The sequence below is a fragment of the uncultured Arcanobacterium sp. genome, assembly GCF_947253055.1.
Lineage (GTDB): Bacteria > Actinomycetota > Actinomycetes > Actinomycetales > Actinomycetaceae > Arcanobacterium_A.
On sequence record NZ_CAMXYE010000009.1, the window covers coordinates 1 to 20,315 of the forward strand.

At 49.8% G+C, this 20,315-nt stretch carries 14 protein-coding genes; 8 read left to right on the forward strand and 6 right to left on the reverse strand.

Annotated features, from left to right (window positions below; all coding sequences use genetic code 11):
* Positions 1 to 820, reverse strand: an 820-nt coding sequence (locus Q0X35_RS01215) for an NAD(+) diphosphatase (RefSeq protein WP_297564593.1), incomplete at its 3' end; no start/stop codon positions are given.
* 195 nt (positions 821 to 1,015) lie between these two features.
* On the opposite strand from Q0X35_RS01215, the gene glgX reads away from it, so the two are divergent.
* From glgX to Q0X35_RS01250, 7 genes are all read left to right on the forward strand, one after another.
* Positions 1,016 to 3,211 (forward strand): glycogen debranching protein GlgX, encoded by a 2,196-nt coding sequence (gene glgX / locus Q0X35_RS01220; protein ID WP_297564595.1) that lies wholly within the window; start codon positions 1,016 to 1,018, stop codon positions 3,209 to 3,211.
* 105 nt (positions 3,212 to 3,316) lie between these two features.
* Positions 3,317 to 4,426 (forward strand): tryptophan--tRNA ligase, encoded by a 1,110-nt coding sequence (gene trpS, locus Q0X35_RS01225; RefSeq protein ID WP_297564596.1) that lies wholly within the window; start codon positions 3,317 to 3,319, stop codon positions 4,424 to 4,426.
* 186 nt (positions 4,427 to 4,612) lie between these two features.
* On the forward strand, positions 4,613 to 6,985 hold the full coding sequence (locus Q0X35_RS01230) for a glycogen/starch/alpha-glucan phosphorylase (RefSeq protein WP_297564597.1): 2,373 nt from the start codon (positions 4,613 to 4,615) through the stop codon (positions 6,983 to 6,985).
* Positions 6,986 to 7,112: 127 nt separating this feature from the next.
* The gene (locus tag Q0X35_RS01235; RefSeq protein ID WP_297564598.1) at positions 7,113 to 9,245 is read left to right on the forward strand and encodes a maltotransferase domain-containing protein; all 2,133 of its coding nucleotides are present in this window, start codon (positions 7,113 to 7,115) and stop codon (positions 9,243 to 9,245) included.
* Positions 9,232 to 10,674: a maltokinase N-terminal cap-like domain-containing protein gene (locus tag Q0X35_RS01240; RefSeq protein WP_297564600.1), complete on the forward strand. Its 1,443-nt coding sequence runs from the start codon at positions 9,232 to 9,234 to the stop codon at positions 10,672 to 10,674. The genes Q0X35_RS01235 and Q0X35_RS01240 overlap by 14 nt, the downstream gene beginning before the upstream one ends.
* A gap of 61 nt (positions 10,675 to 10,735) precedes the next feature.
* Positions 10,736 to 12,931: a 1,4-alpha-glucan branching protein GlgB gene (gene glgB, locus Q0X35_RS01245; protein WP_297564602.1), complete on the forward strand. Its 2,196-nt coding sequence runs from the start codon at positions 10,736 to 10,738 to the stop codon at positions 12,929 to 12,931.
* A 19-nt stretch (positions 12,932 to 12,950) separates the two neighbouring features.
* Positions 12,951 to 13,955 carry a LacI family DNA-binding transcriptional regulator gene (locus tag Q0X35_RS01250; RefSeq protein WP_297564603.1) on the forward strand — a complete coding sequence of 335 codons (1,005 nt, stop codon included), beginning with the start codon at positions 12,951 to 12,953 and terminating at the stop codon, positions 13,953 to 13,955.
* A 93-nt stretch (positions 13,956 to 14,048) separates the two neighbouring features.
* Here the strand turns inward: Q0X35_RS01250 and Q0X35_RS01255 are convergent, their stop codons facing one another.
* Both Q0X35_RS01255 and Q0X35_RS01260 read right to left on the reverse strand, forming a co-directional pair.
* Positions 14,049 to 14,981 carry a tetratricopeptide repeat protein gene (locus Q0X35_RS01255; protein WP_297564621.1) on the reverse strand — a complete coding sequence of 311 codons (933 nt, stop codon included), beginning with the start codon at positions 14,979 to 14,981 and terminating at the stop codon, positions 14,049 to 14,051.
* Positions 14,982 to 14,989: 8 nt separating this feature from the next.
* On the reverse strand, positions 14,990 to 17,182 hold the full coding sequence (locus tag Q0X35_RS01260; protein WP_297564604.1) for a hypothetical protein: 2,193 nt from the start codon (positions 17,180 to 17,182) through the stop codon (positions 14,990 to 14,992).
* Positions 17,183 to 17,318: 136 nt separating this feature from the next.
* Between Q0X35_RS01260 and Q0X35_RS01265 the strand changes: the two genes are divergently transcribed.
* Complete coding sequence (locus tag Q0X35_RS01265) at positions 17,319 to 18,479, forward strand: cell division protein DivIVA (protein ID WP_297564606.1); 1,161 nt, start codon at positions 17,319 to 17,321, stop codon at positions 18,477 to 18,479.
* Positions 18,480 to 18,501: 22 nt separating this feature from the next.
* Here Q0X35_RS01265 and Q0X35_RS01270 read toward each other — a convergent pair whose 3' ends face one another.
* The 3 genes from Q0X35_RS01270 to nucS are packed head-to-tail and all read right to left on the reverse strand — an operon-like array spanning position 18,502 to position 20,310.
* Positions 18,502 to 19,404 (reverse strand): alpha/beta fold hydrolase, encoded by a 903-nt coding sequence (locus tag Q0X35_RS01270; RefSeq protein ID WP_297564607.1) that lies wholly within the window; start codon positions 19,402 to 19,404, stop codon positions 18,502 to 18,504.
* A complete protein-coding gene (locus tag Q0X35_RS01275; protein WP_202613026.1) occupies positions 19,331 to 19,615 on the reverse strand; it encodes an ATP/GTP-binding protein in 285 nt (94 codons plus the stop codon). The genes Q0X35_RS01270 and Q0X35_RS01275 overlap by 74 nt, the downstream gene beginning before the upstream one ends.
* Positions 19,615 to 20,310: an endonuclease NucS gene (nucS, locus tag Q0X35_RS01280; protein ID WP_297564609.1), complete on the reverse strand. Its 696-nt coding sequence runs from the start codon at positions 20,308 to 20,310 to the stop codon at positions 19,615 to 19,617. Before nucS ends, Q0X35_RS01275 begins: the two co-directional genes overlap by 1 nt.
* Positions 20,311 to 20,315 lie beyond the last annotated feature (5 nt).

A 20,315-nucleotide genomic window follows, 5' to 3' on the forward strand; every position in this document is an offset into this window, starting at 1 on the left:
GATATTGCACATCTCCAACCGCAATGCCTGCTTCTTCTTGCACTTCGCGCACTACGGCCATTTCGGCGGTTTCTCCCGCCTCAATAAAACCTGCGAGAGCAGAAAAACGCCGCTTATCCCACGCTGCTTTTCGCCCTAGCAGTAGGCGATCTTGTGCATCTAATACCCCTACGATTACCGATGGATCGGTACGCGGAAAAATAATATGCCCGCGCGCGCAATGTGCCTCCCAGCCGCCGTTTTGAAAAGAAGTAGGAGCGGCGCAGACACTGCAATACTTTTGGCTTAATTGCCAATTACCGAGTGCAATTTGCGCGGTAGCTAAGCCCACTTCCAAATCACTCAAGTCCGGGCCCACCACGTAGAGAGGTAAAAATTCGCTCTGCGGAGGGAGAACTAGTGGCAGATCATCTGAGGCAAGAGGCGGCGCGGCAGATGTAGCGGGCGTTGCGGGCGATAATGGCAAAGTTACTGCAGGATTATTTTCTCCTGCCGCCAATCTCCCCAGCTCAATACCGAAATAGGGAGTTTGCGAATAAATACCGAGATAGTTAGCTTGGGCGGCAATTTCCGGAGGAACTTGCGAATGGGAGAGCAAAAGTAAGTGGCGCGGTGCAGCGCCTTTGGCATTTACTTCTGCTCCGCTACTTACTTCTGCTTCCGCGCCTTGCGTAGAAGACGCAGGGAGCAGAGCAATTTTATTTTCGTCGGTGACTAAATATCGAGCGGAGCTTGCGGAGCGCATATTTTGTAAATACGCCGGATCAGCACGCCAGATAGCATCTCGAAAAGCTTTGGCTCTTCCTAATACAAAGTCCATATTTCCTAAACTTTCCCTCAGTTCTCCAAGATTTCGCGCTGATTTAGTGCCTCTACTTCGGAAGATTCTCCGTTTTCTTATTCTGCCGCTTCTCTTAAAAGCATTCTAGCGCGAAAATTCGCCGTTAAAGCAGTGGTGTTTTCCTTAAATTATGAAATCTAGAGAATAAACTGCCACAATAATACAGTGGACCTTGTGGAAAAAGATTTGGAAGTAGCTGATTTTATCTCACAGCCTTCCAGTTGGGCCTCCCCGCCGTGTGCATATCCACTGCGCGAAGGAGCTCATCTAGTAGGAGATGGCATCGATGTAGCCGTATACGCGGGGCTAGCAGAAAAAGTAGAGATTTGCTTTTTCTCCCCGAGCGGCCAGTGCACAGAATCTTTTTCTCTACATCGCCAACTACACGGCCTGTGGGCAGGGCATATACCAGGAATATCGGTAGGAGACCGCTACGGTTTTCGCGTCTTCGGGCACTGGGATCCAGATTCCGGAATGCTCTACAATCCAGCAAAAGTACTTCTCGATCCCTATGCGCGCGTTTTAGCGCAAACCCCCACTCTCCACCCGGCGCTATATGGGAAAACTGTAGATAAGCACTTTATCCCTAATCCGGATATGCAGGCAGATAAGCGCGATTCGGCGCCTTTTGCTGCTTTAGGTATGGTCACTCCCCCCGACGAAAAAATTGATTCCCACCCGCGTATTCCTTGGAACGACACCGTTATTTACGAAGCACACGTAGTGGGATTGACGAAAAATCTACCTGGCGTACCCCCGGAGCTGCGCGGCACTTATGCGGGAGCCGCCCACCCCACCACCATTGCCCACCTAAAAAAAATCGGCGTCACCGCGCTCGAATTACTCCCGATTCACGCTAAATTTAGCGAGCCTTTTTTAGCGCAGCGCGGTTTAGAAAATTACTGGGGCTACAATACGCTTTCTTTTTTCGCCCCCGAACCTTCCTATGCTTCTGCCGCTGCTCAAGCCGCTGGGCCCTTGGCAATTCTCGCAGAAGTAAAAGGTATGGTAGAACTGCTCCACGCCGCCGGGATTGAGGTAATTATCGACGTCGTCTATAACCACACTTGCGAGGGCGGAAAAGACGGACCTTCTCTCTCGTGGCGCGGTTTAGATAATACTGGCTACTATCGCCACGATTCTCACCATCCGGGAGTGCTAAAAGACACCACGGGTTGTGGAAATTCTTTAGATTTTCGGCGCAATACCGTAATAAAAATGACGCTGGATTCGCTGCGCTATTGGGTAGAAGTAGTGGGAGTAGACGGTTTTCGTTTTGATTTAGCCGTCACTTTAGGGCGCGAAGGCGATTCCTTTAACCACAATCATCCCTTGTATGTGGCTATGGCCAGCGACCCGGTACTCTCTAGCGTAAAACTAATTAATGAACCATGGGATCTTGGCTACGATGGCTGGCAAACTGGCGGATTCCCGATTCCCACCGCAGATTGGAATGATCGCTTCCGCGATTCGCTGCGCTCTTTCTGGGTAGCCCAACCCCGGGCAATTACCGCTGGCACTCCTGGTACGGATTTACGCGATTTAGCTACGCGCCTTTCTGGCTCTGCAGATCTTTTCGGCCACGGGCGGGTGCCGGGCGGGCGCGGGACTTATGCTTCAATTAATTTCATTACGGCGCATGACGGATTTACGATGCGCGATTTGGTGTCTTATAACGACAAACACAATGAGCTGAACAAAGAAGATAATAAAGACGGCACTGGCAATAATCTCGCGTGGAATCACGTCATAGAGGGTGATACCACCAACCGGGAAATCCAAAAAAATCGCCAAAAGACTATTCGCAATCTTTTCGGCTCGCTGCTGCTCTCGGCGGGCACTCCGATGATTACCGCCGGAGATGAAATAGGGAAAACGCAGCTGGGGAACAATAATGCTTACTGCCAAAATTCCTCTATTTCGTGGCTAAATTGGGATATCGGCCCCGATTGGGAAAATATCACTGCCACCGTGGCTTATTTAACGGAACTGCGCCGCCAGCACCCGGTGTTGCGCCCCCAGATTTTCTACAGCGGCGAAGCTATTTCCGAAGGCGGAGTACGCGATTTAGAGTGGTTTAATAAAGATGGACAGCCAATGGGAGAATATAGTTGGTTCGATAATTCTATCCGCACCCTCCAGATGCTGCGCGCCGGCGGCGAAGCCGATGGAGACGCCTTACTCGTAATAAATGGCAATCTCACTGCACAAGAGATGACCCTCCCGCAAGGGCAAGGCAAAGATTTTACCTTGGTTTGGAGCTCCGAATGGGAAAATCCCCAGCAAGAGCACATTGCTTATGCTCCGGGCAGCTCTAGCACGCAAGAGGCGCTTTCTCTCCGCCTATATTTCACTTCTCCCCCCGAGTAAGGATAATATGAGGGCGGACTATCTAAGAGCACATCACCGTAGGTAAATATCATATAAGCAAACTCGGGGTGGAAAGTTATTTATTTTAGGAAAGAGAATCGAATTATGAGTGCGCAAGATTCAGCTACTGCTCTCGAAGAGGCTACTTCCGCTGCCTCTTTAGCGCAGGCACATCGCGTAAGTGAAAAAATAAAGGCAGCTATAGCCAAAGACCCTTCCTCTTTCCGAGTACTCACGGGCGATAGACCTACTGGGAATCTGCATATTGGCCACTATTTTGGATCCTTACTCAACCGCTGTAATCTCCAGCAACAAGGAGTAGACACTTGGGTATTGATTGCCGATTACCAAGTGATCACTGATCGCGACGGCGTCGGACCAATTCGCGAGCGCGTCTATTCACTGCTCACTGACTACTTAGCAATCGGTATGGATTCGGAGCAAACCACTTTCTTTGCTCATTCGCAGATACCGGAATTAAATGAATTACTCCTTCCGTTCCTCTCTTTAGTGAGCGACGGAGAATTACGCCGCAACCCGACAGTGAAAGCAGAGCACGAAGCTACCGAAGGGCGGGCGTTAAGTGGTTTATTACTCACTTATCCGGTACATCAAGCTGCCGATATTCTCTTCTGTAAAGCAAATGTGGTGCCGGTAGGAAAAGATCAGCTTCCCCACCTGGAGCAGGCGCGCCTAATCGTTGATCGTTTCCATAAACGCTATACCGACGGTTCGGAAGAGGCGCGAATTTTTGCTCGCCCCCAAGCTTTACTTTCCGAAGCGGAAACGGTGCTAGGGCTCGATGGGAAAAAGATGAGTAAATCGCGCGGCAATACCATTGAGATTGGCATGAGCGCCGATGAAACTGCTCAGCGTATTCGCAAAGCGGTGACGGATTCCGATCGCCATATCACCTACGATCCGGTAAATCGCCCGGAAGTGGCAAATTTACTTCTCCTTACGGCTTTAGCCAGTGGCAGAGATCCCCAAGAACTAGCGGCAGAAATTGGCGATGGCGGCGGCGGAACACTAAAGAAAATGGCCACGGAAGCGATTAATGAGCATTTTGCGCCGATTCGCGCCCGGCGGGCTGAATACGCACAAAATCCGCAATATCTAGAAGAAATTTTGCAGCACGGAGTGGAAAAAGCTCGGGAGCAGGCCCAAGTTACTTTGGAGCAAGTACACCGCGCCTTAAATATGGTATATTTCTAATTTTAAAATTTTTATGTAAAATTTTTCATTAATTTAAGACTACTAGCAGGGGCTTAAATTTTCGTTACGTAATTTTTTACAAAAATATAGCTTTGTAGAAAGCTCTTTCTCGTATATGCTTGCAATGACAGCTTAGGCAAGTTTATGCCAAAAGGTATTGATTGCCTTCTGAGTGCAAGGAGAGTCATGACTAACATTGATACTACCTCCGCCATTGGCCAGCAAATCCGCACTGTTTCCGGGCGCACCCCCGCTGCGGGCACAGATATGGAATACTGGACCGCTACCGCGAATGCGATTGTGGCAAAATTGGCGGATTCTTGGGAAAAAACTGAGAAGACCTACAATTCCGGGCGGATGCAGCATTATTTCTCGGCAGAGTTCTTAATGGGGCGAGCGATGCTCAATAACCTCAACAATTTGGGGCTTATTGCCGATACCCGCGCCGCACTCGAAAATTATGGGCAGGATTTAAGCAATGTTTTAGACGCCGAATACGATGCAGCACTTGGAAATGGCGGCCTGGGCAGATTAGCAGCTTGCTTCCTTGATTCTTGCGCCACCCTAAATTTACCTGTACGCGGATATGGAATCCTTTACCGCTACGGTTTGTTCAAACAGTATTTTAAAAATGGCTACCAGGAAGAAAAACCGGACGCTTGGATGGAAGAAGGTTACCCCTTCGTCATTCGCCGGGAAGAAGAGCAGAAGCTGGTGCACTACAACGATTTAGTGGTGCGCGCTATCCCCTACGATATGCCTATTACCGGGTACGGCACGAAGAATGTAAATACCTTGCGGCTGTGGAAATCGGAACCCTTGGAAGATTTCGATTACAACGCCTTCAATTCGCAAAAATTTACCGAAGCAATTGTAGAGCGGGAGCGCGTACATGATATTTGCCGCGTACTCTACCCGAATGATTCTACTTTCGAAGGAAAAGTACTCCGGGTGCGCCAGCAGTATTTCTTCTGCTCTGCCTCCCTCCAAACTATTGTGGAAAATGAGTTGAAAGAGCGCGGCAGTCTCAAAGAATTCGCCAAGTACAACTGCATGCAGCTCAACGACACCCACCCGGTGCTGGCAATTCCAGAATTAATGCGTATTTTGCTCGATGAGCACAATATGAACTGGGAAGAGGCTTGGGATATCGTCAGCCACAGCTTCGCCTACACCAATCACACCGTATTAGCTGAAGCGTTAGAAACTTGGGAAATATCTATTTTCGAGCGGCTCTTCCCGCGCATTATGGAGATTATTTACGAAATCGATAATCGTTTCCGCTCCGAATTGGCAGCTGCCGGCTACCATCCAGGAAAGATTGACTATATGGCTCCCGTGAGCGGAAATATGGTACATATGGCGTGGATAGCCTGCTATGCCTCGTATTCAATCAATGGCGTGGCAGCACTGCACACCGAAATTCTCAAGCGGGATACGCTCCACGATTGGCACGATATCTGGCCCGAGAAGTTCAATAATAAGACAAACGGAGTGACCCCCCGCCGCTGGCTCGATTTGTGTAACCCGCGACTTTCGCAGCTACTTACGGAGCTGATTGGCGACGATTCTTGGGTACGCGATCTCGATAAGCTCCAGAGCTTAGAAAGCTACCTAGAAGACGATTCCGTGCTCAGGCGGCTGAATGAAATAAAAGCAGCCAATAAGCGCGATTTTGCGAAGTGGATTAAAGAGCGGCAAGGTATCGAAATTAATCCAGAAGCTATCTACGATGTACAGATCAAGAGATTGCACGAATATAAGCGGCAATTAATGAACGGATTGTACATTCTGGATTTGTATTTCCGTATCAAAGATAATCCGGAGCAAAAGTTCCCGCCGCGCGTATTTATTTTCGGCGCCAAAGCCGCTCCCGGCTATGTGCGGGCAAAGACGATTATCAAATTGTTGAATGAAATTGCCAAACTGGTCAATAATGATCCAGTGGTATCTCAGACCATAAAAGTGGTATTTGTGGAAAACTACAACGTATCACCAGCTGAGCACATCATTCCTGCTGCAGATGTATCGGAGCAGATTTCCACAGCTGGAAAAGAAGCTTCCGGTACTTCCAATATGAAGTTCATGATGAACGGCGCCCTCACTTTAGGCACAATGGACGGAGCCAATGTGGAGATTGCCGAAGCGGTAGGAAAAGAAAATGCCTATATTTTCGGAGCTCTAGAAGAAGATTTGCCCGAGCTACGCCGGGGCTACAATCCCCAAGCCGTGGCCGAAGAAACTCCGGGGCTGCGCCGCGTGCTAGATGCCTTTACCGATGGCACTCTCAGCGATGAAGGTACTGGCATTTTCCACGATTTGCAGATTTCCCTCCTCGAATCCAACGGTTGGGAAGAAGCTGATGTGTACTACGTGCTCGGTGATTTTGCTGATTATCGGGAGACGCGCGACCAGATGGCCGCAGATTTCTATCGCAATCGGCGGCATTGGGCCCAAATGTGCTGGAAGAATATCGTCGAATCCGGGCGTTTCTCTTCCGATCGCACCATCAGTGATTATGCGGAAGAAGTTTGGAAGATTTCCCCTTCCGCTATCTAAATCCATAATTTCTATTCCAGAAGCCTAACGCATTTCGAAATTTCCATTTCCTAAAGCGTTAGGCTTCTGGAATACTAGAATTAGTAACGCAGTTCACAAGATATTTTGGGTAGTGAAGGTGAGTATCATGGTGAAAAAGACAGCGGCAAAAACTACTTCTCCGCAAGCAGTCAAAAGTAGAAAGAATAACCGAGAAAACACCAGTAAATCTGCGCCAAATTTTCCGCCGGCACAGCAGCCTGCCCCCTATTACCGTATTGGCCGAATTCCAATAACGAATGTATACCCCGCTTTAGAAAACGGAGCGCTTCCAGCAAAAGCGGTAGAAAATGAATCTATTCCTATTCGCGCCACCGTCTTCCGAGAAGGCCACGATCAATTTGGCTGTGAATGTGTGCTCGTGAATCCCGCCGGCGAAGAAGTGGCCGCTGCGCCTATGGTCGATATCGCTCCCGGGCTGCGCCGGTATGAGGGATGGCTCCGGCCAACTTATCCGGGCGAGTGGAAATTTTTTGTACGCGCCTGGTCAGACCCTTATGCCACTTGGCATCACGATGCGGAAATTAAAATTAATGCAGATATAGATGTGCCTTTAGTATTGCTCGAGGCCGCCGCCGTCTTAAATAGAGCCATGAAGAATATGCCGCGGGGATCTGCCGAGCGGCAGACTTTGCGGCAAGCTCTCGAAATAGTCAATAAAAAGCGCACTCCCGCCCTCCAGCGCTATGCGGCCGCCACCTCCGCAGCTGTACAAGAAGCACTCTCTCGCTATCCACTGCGCGATTTTATTTCTACTTCTGCGCAGTTTCCGCTACAAGTAGATAGAGAACGTGCTCTTGTAGGCTCCTGGTATGAGATTTTCCCGCGCACCGTGGGAGCCCACTTCGATAAAAAGCAGCAAAAATGGATTTCCGGCACCCTGCAAACCGCGCGCGCTGACTTAGACCGGATTGCTGATATGGGATTTGACGTCGTCTACCTGACGCCGGTACATCCAATTGGCACCACCAATCGGAAAGGGAAAAATAATTCCTTGATTGCTAGCCCGGACGACCCCGGTTCTCCTTATGCAATTGGCAGCTCCGATGGCGGGCATGATGCAATTAACCCTGATTTGGGGGATTTTGCTGATTTCGATGCTTTTGTGGCCCGGGCGAAGGAACTGGGTATGGAAGTCGCACTAGATATTGCTTTGCAGTGTTCACCTGATCATCCGTGGTTAAAGGAACATCCGGAATGGTTTACTACCCGCGCGGACGGCACAATTGCTTTTGCGGAAAATCCACCGAAAAAATATCAGGATATTTACCCGCTCAATTTTGATAACGATCCAGAAGGAATCTATCAGGAAATTAAACGCATCCTCGAGCTCTGGGTGGCACATGGGGTGAGCATATTTCGAGTAGATAATCCACATACAAAGCCGCTGTGCTTCTGGCAGCGAATTTTGGACTACTTCCATCGGGTACATCCGGAAGTAATTTTTCTTTCCGAAGCCTTTACCCAGCCACCGATGATGCAGACTCTGGGCATGCTGGGATTCCACCAGTCCTACACTTATTTCGCTTGGCGCAATGAAAAAACGGAGATTGAAAAATACTTATTAGAAGTATCGCACGAGAGCGACTACCGAATTAGACCCACTTTTTGGCCGACTACTCACGATATTCTCACTCCTTATATGCAGCAGGGAGGCCTGCCCGCTTTCGCTATTCGCGCTGTACTCGCCGCAACTGGCTCCCCTACTTGGGGTATATATTCTGGATATGAACTAGTAGAGAATGTGGCTCGCCCCGGATTTGAAGAACAAATCGATAACGAGAAGTACCAGTTTAAAGAGCGCGATTTCGCAGCGGCAGAGACAAATGGCATAGCTAATCTCCTGCAGATGCTAAACGGTATCCGCGCCCGGCATATTACCCTGCGGCGTTTACGAAATGTACAGATTCACGGCACCAGCAACGATAAGATTCTCTGCTTCTCTAAAGTTGCCCACCCGGAAGAAAACGACGGCAAGTTGGATGCCGTGCTCGTAGTGCTAAATTTAGATCCCTATGCTTCCCGCGAAGCCACTCTCTATCTAGATCTTTCTGCTTTCGGAGCACACGGACGCAGTGACGACGGCGCGGTATTGAAAGTATATGATGAGATTTCTGGAGAGACGTACTACTGGAATAGCCACCCCTATGTGCGCCTCGACCCCCATGGCCGGGTAGCTCATATTCTAAATGTGCAGGTGATTGCCGATGAGCACTGCTGAAGAAGATATAGCCGACTTTATCCGCCCCGAGGGCACAACAGATTTAGAAATACTGCTCAATTCCTGGATAGGGGCGCGGCGCTGGTTTACGGGAGAAAGAAAAAATCCCGCAGCTGCTGTTACCGGAATTTTTGGAATAGCTAAACAGGAAGATGCTTTCACTGCTCTGTGCAGCGTCCAAAGTGGCAATACCACCTATTTAGTGCCGCTAACTTTCCGTAAAGTTTCAGCTTCTATCCCACTCCCCGCCGATAATCCCCCAGCTTTATTGGGAGAATGGGTGCAAAGCGGGGAAAAATATGCCGTAATCGATGCTACTGAAGATCCACAAGGGCAAATTGCATTATTACAAACTTGCTTTGGAGAAACTGGCCCAGCTACGGCGCACCCGGGCGAAGTTGGAAATATCTCTGCCCAAGCCCTGCGCGGTGGCACCGCCGAACTGCCGGGGATTGAAAAAATACAGCCATTGCGCTCAGAGCAATCTAATACCTCGATTATTTATTATTTTCCAGCTGCGCCCGGAGCTGAACAAACTACCGCTAATGCACCGCACGAAGCGGGAATTATTCTAAAACTTTTTCGAATTGCCCACTGTGGAGCTAATCCCGATATTGAACTGCAGCAAGCACTAGATAAAGCGGCTCCCGGATTAGTGCCGAAACAGTACGGAGCGGCAGAGATACAACTACCAGCGGGCACCGCGGCCATTATGACGGCACAAGAATTCATTGCCGGAGCAAAAGATGCCTGGCAAGTATTCCAAGCAGAATTGGCACTTCCTTCCGGAAAAGTAGCTGATCCAGCCGAAATTGTAGCTTTAGGCCGCCTTACCCGCGATATTCACCTCGTACTGGCGCAGCTTTTTCCGACTGCCGAAGTAGATGGAATTGTAAAAGAAAATATCTATTCCACTTGGATCGACCAGGCGCAGAAGGCGGTAGAAAAAGCTCCCGAGCTGGAAAAATACCGCGAAAAAATCATCGAGATTTTCACCGCCGCCATTCAGGTACCCTGGCCGTTACGGCAAAGAATGCACGGAGATTTTCATTTAGGGCAAGTGTTGAATGCCCCCGGACGAGGCTGGGTGGCTTTAGATTTTGAAGGAGAGCCACTCCGCTCTTTAGCCGAACGCACCGCTCCTGGATTAGCTCTGCGCGATGTAGCGGGCATGCTGCGTTCTTTCTCCTATGCAGCAGGAGCGGCAGAATTAGCCGGCCGCCCTAGCACCGCCACTGGCCCGTGGGAGCAAGAAGCAACCCAGCTGTTTATCCAAGGCTACGGGGCGCTGACTGAAGGAGAGCAAATTTTATTGCGCGCGCTCCTTCTCGAAAAAGCACTTTATGAGGTAGTATATGAAGCTACCTATCGCCCGCGCTGGCTCCCTATCCCAATTCGCGGAATACAAAAACTACTAGATAATCCCTAGTTTTTTATACATATTCTTTAGTTATTTCCCAGTCGATATGAAAACATGAAAGAATAAGACCATGAACTCCAAAGCTATTCCCGTTTCTCCCGAAGTTTTAGACGCAGTCTCCCAGGGTGCTTATCATTCCCCGCACGATGTGTTGGGGCCGCACACTGATGGAGAAAATCTGACGATTCGCGTGATTCGCCAACTCGCTGATTCCGTAACTGTTATTACTGCAAATGGAGAGTATCCGGCCACCCACGAGCACAACGGAATTTGGGTAGCTGTCTTAGAAAATTCCGATATTGTAGATTATCGAATTCGTGCCACCTACGGAGAAGAAGAGCTGGTAACTGACGATGGCTATCGCTTTTTACCCACGGTAGGCGATGTAGATAAGTATTTATTCGGCGAAGGGCGCCACGAAGAACTGTGGAAAGTACTTGGTGCCCATTTACAGGATTATCAGACGGAACTGGGCGAAGTAACGGGCGCCAGCTTTTCTGTCTGGGCGGCTAATGCGCGCGCCGTGCGAGTAGTGGGCGATTTTAATGCTTGGAATGGCGAAATTTCAGCTATGCGCACCCTCGGAACTTCTGGGATTTGGGAACTTTTCGTGCCGGGAGCTAAAGAGGGGCAAAAATATAAATTTGAAATTCAGTATCAGGATGGCTCTTGGCATCAAAAAGCCGATCCAATGGCGCGGCGCACAGAAGAACCGCCCTCTACTGCCTCTATAATCACTGAGTCTCAGTTTGTCTGGGACGACGATGAATGGATGGAAAAACGGGCGGCACAAGATGCGCACTCCGGGCCGCTATCTATATATGAAGTACATATCGGATCTTGGCGAAAAGGACTTTCCTATCGCGAACTAGCTGCACAATTGATTGGGCACGTAAAGTATCTCGGTTTTACACACGTAGAGTTTCTCCCCGTAGCGGAGCATCCTTTTGGGCCTTCTTGGGGCTATCAAGTCAGTTCCTACTACGCCCCTACGGCGCGCTTCGGCACCCCAGATGATTTCCGCTATCTTGTCGATGAACTGCATAAAGCGGGAATAGGCGTAATCGTAGATTGGGTGCCCGCGCACTTCCCCAAAGACGATTGGGCACTGGCTCGTTTTGACGGCACGCCACTTTACGAAGATCCCAACCCCCTCCGCGGCGAACACCCAGATTGGGGTACATATGTATTTAATTTTGGGCGCAATGAGGTACGGAATTTCTTAGTGGCTAATGCCCTGTATTGGTTGGAGGAATTCCATATTGACGGTATCCGCGTAGATGCGGTAGCTTCTATGCTCTACTTAGATTACTCCCGCGAAGACGGCCAATGGCAGCCGAATATCTACGGCGGGCGAGAGAATCTCGAAGCTATTTCCTTCATTCAAGAAGCAAATGCTACTGCCTACCGCACCCATCCCGGAATTATGATGATTGCCGAAGAATCTACGTCTTGGGGTGGCGTCACCGGTTTGACGGAAAATGGCGGGCTGGGCTACGGCCTCAAGTGGAATATGGGGTGGATGAACGACACTCTTCGCTATATGCAGGAAAAACCCATCAACCGGCGTTGGCATCATGGAGAGCTCACTTTCTCACTGGTCTACGCTTTCTCGGAGCATTTCCTGCTGCCGGTTTCACATGATGAAGTAGTACACGGCAAAGGTTCGCTATATACGAAGATGCCCGGAGATCACTGGCAAAAACTAGCTGGACTTCGCCTACTCTTCGGCTATCAGTGGTCACATCCGGGTAAACAACTCCTCTTTATGGGGCAAGAATTCGGGCAGATTGACGAATGGAGCGATAATCGCTCCTTAGATTGGTGGCTTACCGATAACCCCGGGCATGACGGCGTAATGCGTTGCGTAAAGGCCCTCAATGAAGTGTATAAAGCACATCCGGCTCTCTGGTCAGATGATTTCACTAATTCTGGTTTCGAATGGATTGACGTATCGGACGGAGATAATAATGTGCTCTCCTATCTACGTAAATCTGCAGATGGTAAAGAAGTAGTAGCGGTGGTATGTAATTTTGCTGGAATACCACATAATGACTACCGGGTAGGATTACCGAGCGGCGGCACCTGGGATGAAATTTTCAACTCTGATGCCTGCGAATTCGGCGGCAGCGGGGTAGGAAATATGGGCAGACTAGAGGCAGAGGAAATTCCTTGGAATGGCCGCCCCTATTCAGTAAAGATGCAGCTTCCCCCGTTCGGAGTGGTTTATTTTGCTCCACATAAGGAAGCTGCTAGCGAAGAATAAGAATCCCTGAGACTGAGCAATGACGAAAAAGATTCGACTTGTAGATCTAGCTAAGCAGGCAGGAGTCTCTACTGCCACCGTATCTAGAGTGCTAAATGATAAAGGATCAGTGGCGGTGGAAACTCGCCACGCGGTGCTAGCTGCTTTAGACTTATTGGGCTACGAACGCCCGGAGCGGCTACGAGAGCGCGGCGGCGGGCTAATCGGCCTGATTCTGCCGGAACTCACCAATCCGATTTTTCCGAGCTTCGCCCAGCATCTGCAGACCATGATGAGTATGCAGAATTACACTCCCCTATTTGGTACCCAAGTAGCGGGAGCTACCACTGAAGATGCTTATGTGGAGGCCATGCTGCGCCACCGCGTATCAGGCCTAATATTCGTATCTGGTCTCCACGCCGATTTAACGGCTGATTTAGAAAGATATGAACGAATTACTTCACTCGGTATTCCTTTTGTGACTATTAATGGCGCAAATCCACAGCTAAATGCCCCCGATTTTTCAGCTGATGACTACTCTGCCGTCACCCAAGCTATGCGCTATTTAATAGCCCAAGGACATAGCCGTATTGGACTCGCTACTGGCCCGCTCCGCTTCGTACCTGCCAAAGTAAAAGCCGATGCCTATCGCGATGCCTTAAAGAAGTTTTTACCTAATGTGCCACCTATGCATGCAGTTACGCTCTTCACTGTAGAAGGCGGGCAATCGGCGGCACAAGATTTAATAAAACACGGCTGCACGGCAATTATTTGTGGTTCAGATGTAATGGCACTCGGAGCGATTCGCTTTTGCCATCACGCGGGCATTCGCGTGCCCCAAGATATATCGATAATTGGCTACGATGATTCGCCACTTATTGCTTTCTCCGATCCACCACTCACCACTCTCCGGCAGCCGGTGAAAGCTATCTCCGAAGCAGCTATTAGTGCCTTAATTACCAATATTCAAGGCGCCAATACAATAAATAACTCTATGCATTTTGCTCCTGAGTTAATTGTGCGTAGCTCGACCGGGCCGGTATAAAAATAACCGCAGTTAGAACGGCTGGCTGGTCAACTAGCTAGCTAATCAACCAGCCAGCTAGCCAGAACAGCGTATAGCGGAAGCAGCAAATTACTAGAACAGTAAATTAGTAAGCTCACGCCGAGCTTGTTTCACAGTTGGATCTTCGCTCCCTACTACCATAAACAACTCTAATAGCCGTTTACGCAGTTCTTCGCGAGATTCGGCGGCATTATCCGCTATTCTATCTAGCAGCCGTGCAAAAGCCGCTTCTGGCCTCCCAATCGCTACTTCTACATCCGCGGCAGCAAGATGAGAATTTATATCTGCCGCCGGCGCCGCATTAGCTTTTTCTAAAATTTGTTGCAACCCGCTCGGTTCCCCCAGCGGATTAAGCGCTTGTATTCTCTCCAATAAATCAACTTGCGCCAAAGCAGATTTAGCCACGGCGTCACGTGGATTTTCCTTTAACGCTGCGTGATAAGCTCGCCGCGCCGCCGGTAAATCATTTGCCGCAAGGGCAGCTTGCCCTTCTTGATGTAAAGGTGGAATTTCTGGAGCAACCGGGGCGGCATTTTCTCCATCTAATATTCCGGTGATGCCATAGTTAGCGGCAGCTTCGAGTAGCTTCTCTAAAGTGAGGGCAATATCTGCTTCTTCCGGCGCGCCGGTAAAAAGGGGAATTGGTTGACCTTGCAATAGGGCAGCTGCCGCTGGTAAAGCTTCTACCCCAAAGGCGGCAGCCACTTCTCGCTCTTTTTCGCAATCCACTATCCCCAACTGCAGTCGCCCCGCATAATCAGATATTAAACGACGCAGCAGCGTCAATAATTTCTCCGAATTAGATGCTTGCGCAGTGTGAAAGGCCAATACCACTGGTACCTGCGCAGAAGTACTTAGTACGGCAGATAAATTACTCTGCGTGACCTCTACAATCCACTCCCCCGGTATTTTTTGCCCGGCTGCTGAGGCTTTCGGCGCCGCACCTTTATTTTGTAATCCGGAAAGATCTATTGCGCCAGCTAAAGATCCTGAAAAAGAATTCATATCCACTTTTACTCTGCTTTCGTCACACTTAATAAGGTAGGTATAGAAGCACCAATCACTGCGACTGTTTTATCCTTTGCATCTGCGGGGGGAATATAGAAACTCACTAACACCCCGTAAGAAGCAGTGACCGGATGGTCTACCGCAACCACTCCTTGATTATTTTTTGTAAACATCGCCCCGATATCGCCGCGCAACTGTAATTTAGCTCCGGCGACGGTGCGGGTAATTTCTACGTTATAGCGCATTTCCCCCATAATCACTAAGCCGTCGTCTTCAGTGGCTACTCCCGCTATTCCGTGCTCTCCCGGAGCAAAGGTAGTCTTTACCGTACCCAGATTGCCTACTGTGGCAGTCAAAGAATCCTGCTGCGCGGCAATTTCAGTATAGAGCAGATCTCCCGTGGTGAACTTAATATCTCCCAGCTTCCGCGCCTTATTGTATTCCACATAGGCGGGTAAAACTGCCGCTGGATCCACAGCGTATTTATCTGCTTCTACCTGCGGGAAACCCGGTACATCGTTGAGCTTAGATTGTAAATTTGGCAATTTAGCCGAGGGGAATACGCCGGTCTGCCCCCAGAGTTGATACTGCCCACGCGGGCCGGCTTGCCGCCAAAAAGTGAGTGTATTGAGGTTTTGCCCCGCAGCCGGTTCTGCTACTACCGCTGCTGTACGCGGAAAAGCCGCGCCCGAGAATATGGGATTCGCAGACTTTTCGAGCACTAATTGCGGTAGCTGCCAACTCTCACCCCGAATTTTCTTCAATTCGTATTGCGCACTTCGATAGGCAAGCAGGGGATTAGCTATCCGCCCTCCTAATTTATTAACGTCCAGAGCCGCATCTGCTTCTGCAGCTGCTCCAGCAGTAGCCTCTACTATGCTTTGAAATTTTGCTTTGGGAAGGATAGTCTCTCCCGCCGCATTCGGTGCTGGCTGGAGCGAATTAGGGGCACTACAAGCAGCAACAAATACACAAGTGAAGATAAGCGGGAATACTTTACGCGCTACTCTTTCCCATTTTTTCGATGCATCTTTTTGCGTATGAGAAGATTTCGAATCACTAAATTTTTTATCTACAAAATTCCACATATCTTTCCAGTTACGCACTTCTCCGGAAGACCCGGCGTCTTTATCGGAATTTTTATCGGCGTCTTGTTCGTCGTCTTGCCCTGCTGTGTCCGGCGCGTCGTCTTGCTCGTCGTCCTGCTTTGCTGCGTCTTGGCCAGATACATCCTGCTCTCCGTCTTTATCCACCGCAACTGCTGTTTCTGGATAATCATCCGGGAGCGTATCGCTAGCGGAATCTTCCTCTGCCTGATCCTCTGGAAGAATGACGATTCGCTCTTCTGCTGCCAACTCTCTATTCCGCAGCTGCTCCGCATTCGCAATACTCGGCAAAATAGCAGCTCCTAACGCATGATTAGTATGAGCCACTTGCACTTCTCGATCGGTAGCTGGATCGGCTAAATCTCCTTTGAATACTGGCAATACGGTAGTTTCTGCCGCGGCATTAGCTGCTTTATTCCGCCGCCGCTCCCGCTCTCTTTGAATGAAATATGCCAAACGCTGCCGCTCGGTGCCGTCACTAAAGAGTAAATACAAACCAATTAGAGAAATAAGTATGCCCAAGAAAATACGCTGTATCGTGGAAAATCCCTGTTCCTGCACTTTCCAGCTAATAGTGATCTCTGGCGTAGTGGCCTGCGAGGTGGCAATAATGAGCGAACGATTCGCTTTCTCCGGAACTTTATAGGTTATATCAGCCGTATTCTCGGCTTTTCCGGATTCCAACCACATATCTGATACAGACAAGGCAAAAGTACCAGCTTTTAAGGCCGCCGCATCACTTTTGGCCACTTCGGTATCCCCCGCTTGCGTATCTAGTAAGGCCTTGCCGTCTTTCATTCCCTTTATTTGCGTAAAATGAGAATTTTCTACATAAGATTGCACATCTTTACTATTGCCAATCCCCCACATAATCTGCGTATCTGGCGCGGAAACTTTAATGTGGAGATTGCTCATTTCCTCATTCAAGAGGCCGGGAGCAGTGATAAGAAAATTACCTTCTCCTGCCGGCACCTGTATCTGAGCTTTGTCGTTACTGTGGGCAATTCCCAGTATCAGAAATAGCAATGCCAACAATAAACCGCCCACAGCACAGACGATACCGGCAATCTTCTTTATTGATGCTTTTTCCACAGTTACGCTCTCTACTAAGGTAGGTTTCTCCCGGGTATAAAACTCCGTTCTTCATCAATTATAATAATATATGGACTATGTGCCGATGCGAATCGGGCAAAGAATATGAATATCTGCCGAAATGGAGAAATAAAGCATGAGTGGCGAAGAAGCAGAATTTTCCGTAGTTATGCGCGGCTACGATCGGGCACAGGTAGATCAGAAAGTAGGAGAACTTACTGATGTACTCGGCCAGACTCGTGCGCAAGTGGCGGAATTAGATAGCCAGATTTTGCAGCTATCTGGAAAACTTGCCCAAGCGCAGGCGGAACTGCGCGAAAATAGCCGCCCCTCTTATGCAGGCCTGGGAGCACGCGTAGAGAAGCTGCTGCGCGCCACTGAAGAACAAGCTCTAGATGTGATGACGCAGTCGCGGCGCGATGCCGAGAAACTTCTGGAAGATGCCCAGCTTAAGGCAGAAAATCTGCGAGCAGAAGCAGAGCGGGAAAGCCGTGACGTTTTAGAAAAAGCGCAGAAAGACGCCGCCAATTTAGCTGATACCACAAAACGAAATGCAGAAGAAAAGACGGCTGCCGCTGGAAAAGTTAGCAGTGAAATGTTGGAATCGGCGCGGCGGGAAGCGGAGATGATACGCACGCGCGCCGAAGCAGAGGCCCAAACTCTTAGCACACAGACAGCACAAGAAATAAATACTTTAAAAGTAGAAGCTGCCAGTGCCGCCACTACTCTCCGTAGTGCTACCCAAAAAGAAGTAGCGGAAATGCGCAGCGCTGCTGCACAGGAAACTGCAAAATTACGGGCGGATACCGAAACTCTGGTCACTACGCTGCGGGCGGATGCAGAAAAAGAAATTACCGAACGCAACCAAGCGGCAGCTGCAGCTTTGGCGGCACAAGAGGCTGATTTACGTGAAAAGGCCGAAGCAATGCTACAGACGGCTGAGAGCACTGCTCAGCAGGCCGAAGCCCGCGTGGCCGAAGCTACGAAACGGGCTAGCGAACTGCGCGCTGAATCTACGCAGCAAGCAGCAGAAATACTTGCTCAAGCCCGCACGGAAGCAGCGGATATACTGGCAAAAGCACGGGCAGAAAGCCAGCAACTGCGGGCGGCAGCTGAAGAAGAAAGCACCGCTAAGCGCCGCGCCGCCACCGAATATGTAGAATCTCTAGAGGCGCAACGCGCCGCTCTCACATCGTATTTAGAGGATATGCGCGGAGTACTGAATAATTCCGAAAATTCCCTCGCGCTAGACGAAATGCTGAAAGCAGCTGCAGAAAAAACAGCAACGGGAGAATAGCGCGGATACGCTAGAGTGCAGATTACGCAGCGCGCGCTGCTGCATAGAATTCGCGTAAAATCTTCGCTAAAGCGGGCGGATTCTCTAAAGCGGTAAAATGCCCAGCTGCGGGTATTTCTCTAAGCTGCGCATTGGTACTCCGCTCTGCCCAAGCAGCTAGCGCAGCGCGCGCACAGGTGGGATCGTCACTCCCCCGAATAAGATAGAGCGGCCCAGAAATTTTTTCTACCGCTGCTTCATAGCTAAGGCGCCCTGCCATGGCTTCCTGTGCCCATTTCAGACCATCTTCTGGTATATCTGCCAAACGTAGCCGTAGATCCTGCCTTATTTCGGCAGTCGCCGCCGGCGAAAGCATCGTCTCCGGCCAATCGCTAAGCGCAATTTTTCCTTGCCCCTGTGCAGCTTGGGCAATAATCTCCTGCCGGCGCGCTCGCTGGGCAGCAGTATCGGCCGCAATATTCGTATCCATAAGCGCTAAGGCCCGCACTTGCGCATAGTGGCTGCAAGTAAATGCCGCAGCTGCTACTCCTCCCATAGAGAGCCCGCCCAACGTAATTTTTTCTATTCCGAGCTTCGCTAAAGTATTTTTTAACGCTTCTACATAGGCACTAATATTTCCAGTCGTGGAAAACTCTTGCCCCGGGCGGGAACTGCCAAAGCCGGGGGCGTCTACCGTGAGCACATCGATATCATTCAGAAGGAGGCGCACTCTATCCCACATACTCCCATCTAAAGGGAGAGCGTGCAGCAACACTAAAGGAAGCTCACTCGCCGGACCACTGCGCTTATAGGCCAGAATTTTCTCCATCGTAGCTATCTCTTCTCTTTTAGAAATTTTCCTTATCGTCGCTTTATCTTCTCCCGCGCGCCCGCCAGCAAGCAGTATGCCAATGGCGCCGCTCCCGCAGTCCCGCTTCTCTGCCAAACCAATTTTCTTCTGTCCACGCCACTTCGTGCGCTTCCCCTATAGATATAGTTCCAGAGCAGCCCGGGCAAATATAGCGCTTTTTAGCGCTTTGAATATGATGCACTTTATATTCTCGGCCATCTTTGCCTATTTCTTGGCGCGTATAACCCAGAATACGCTCCGTATTGAGCGGGCGCACCACCCGGCTATATTTGCGAGATTTCCGCATTAAAAGAGCCTATCTGCTGCATCATTCAATCCGCGCATTTCATCATAATCTAGAATCAAGCAGGAAATTCCCCGATCTTCTGCCAAGGTACGTGCCTGCGGCTTAATTTCTTGCGCCGCGAATACCCCGTGCACCGGAGTAATTGTAGAATCACGCCGCAGGAACTCTAAATAGCGCGTAAGTTGCTCTACGCCATCTATTTCTCCCCGCCGCTTCACTTCCACGGCAATATGTTCTCCTAAAGAATTTACGAGCATGAGGTCTACCGGACCGATGGGAGTGGGGTATTCGCGGCGCACTAAGCGCATATCTTCTCCCACTATCTCTACTTGTTCCGCGAGCAACGCTTGGAGATGGGCTTCTACCCCATCTTTCTGCAACCCTGGTTCATTGCCAAATTCGTATTCAATATCAGAATAGATGCTAAAGACCTGGATATTTAATTTATCTTCCGTCTTGCGATGCACCACTTCCCAAACTTCGGTCACACCGGCGGCGGCTTCTTCTGCCATCGCTTCCCTGATATGTAAATCGCAGGGCGCACTCATCCAGTTCAGAGGCTTATAAGAGCCCCCGTCGGCGTGTACGAGCACTGAGCCATCTGCCTTCACCATAATTAGGCGAATAGCCGGCTCTAAATGCGCATCTAAACGCCCGGCATAATCCACTGCGCACTTGGTTATCACTAAGCGCATCAGCT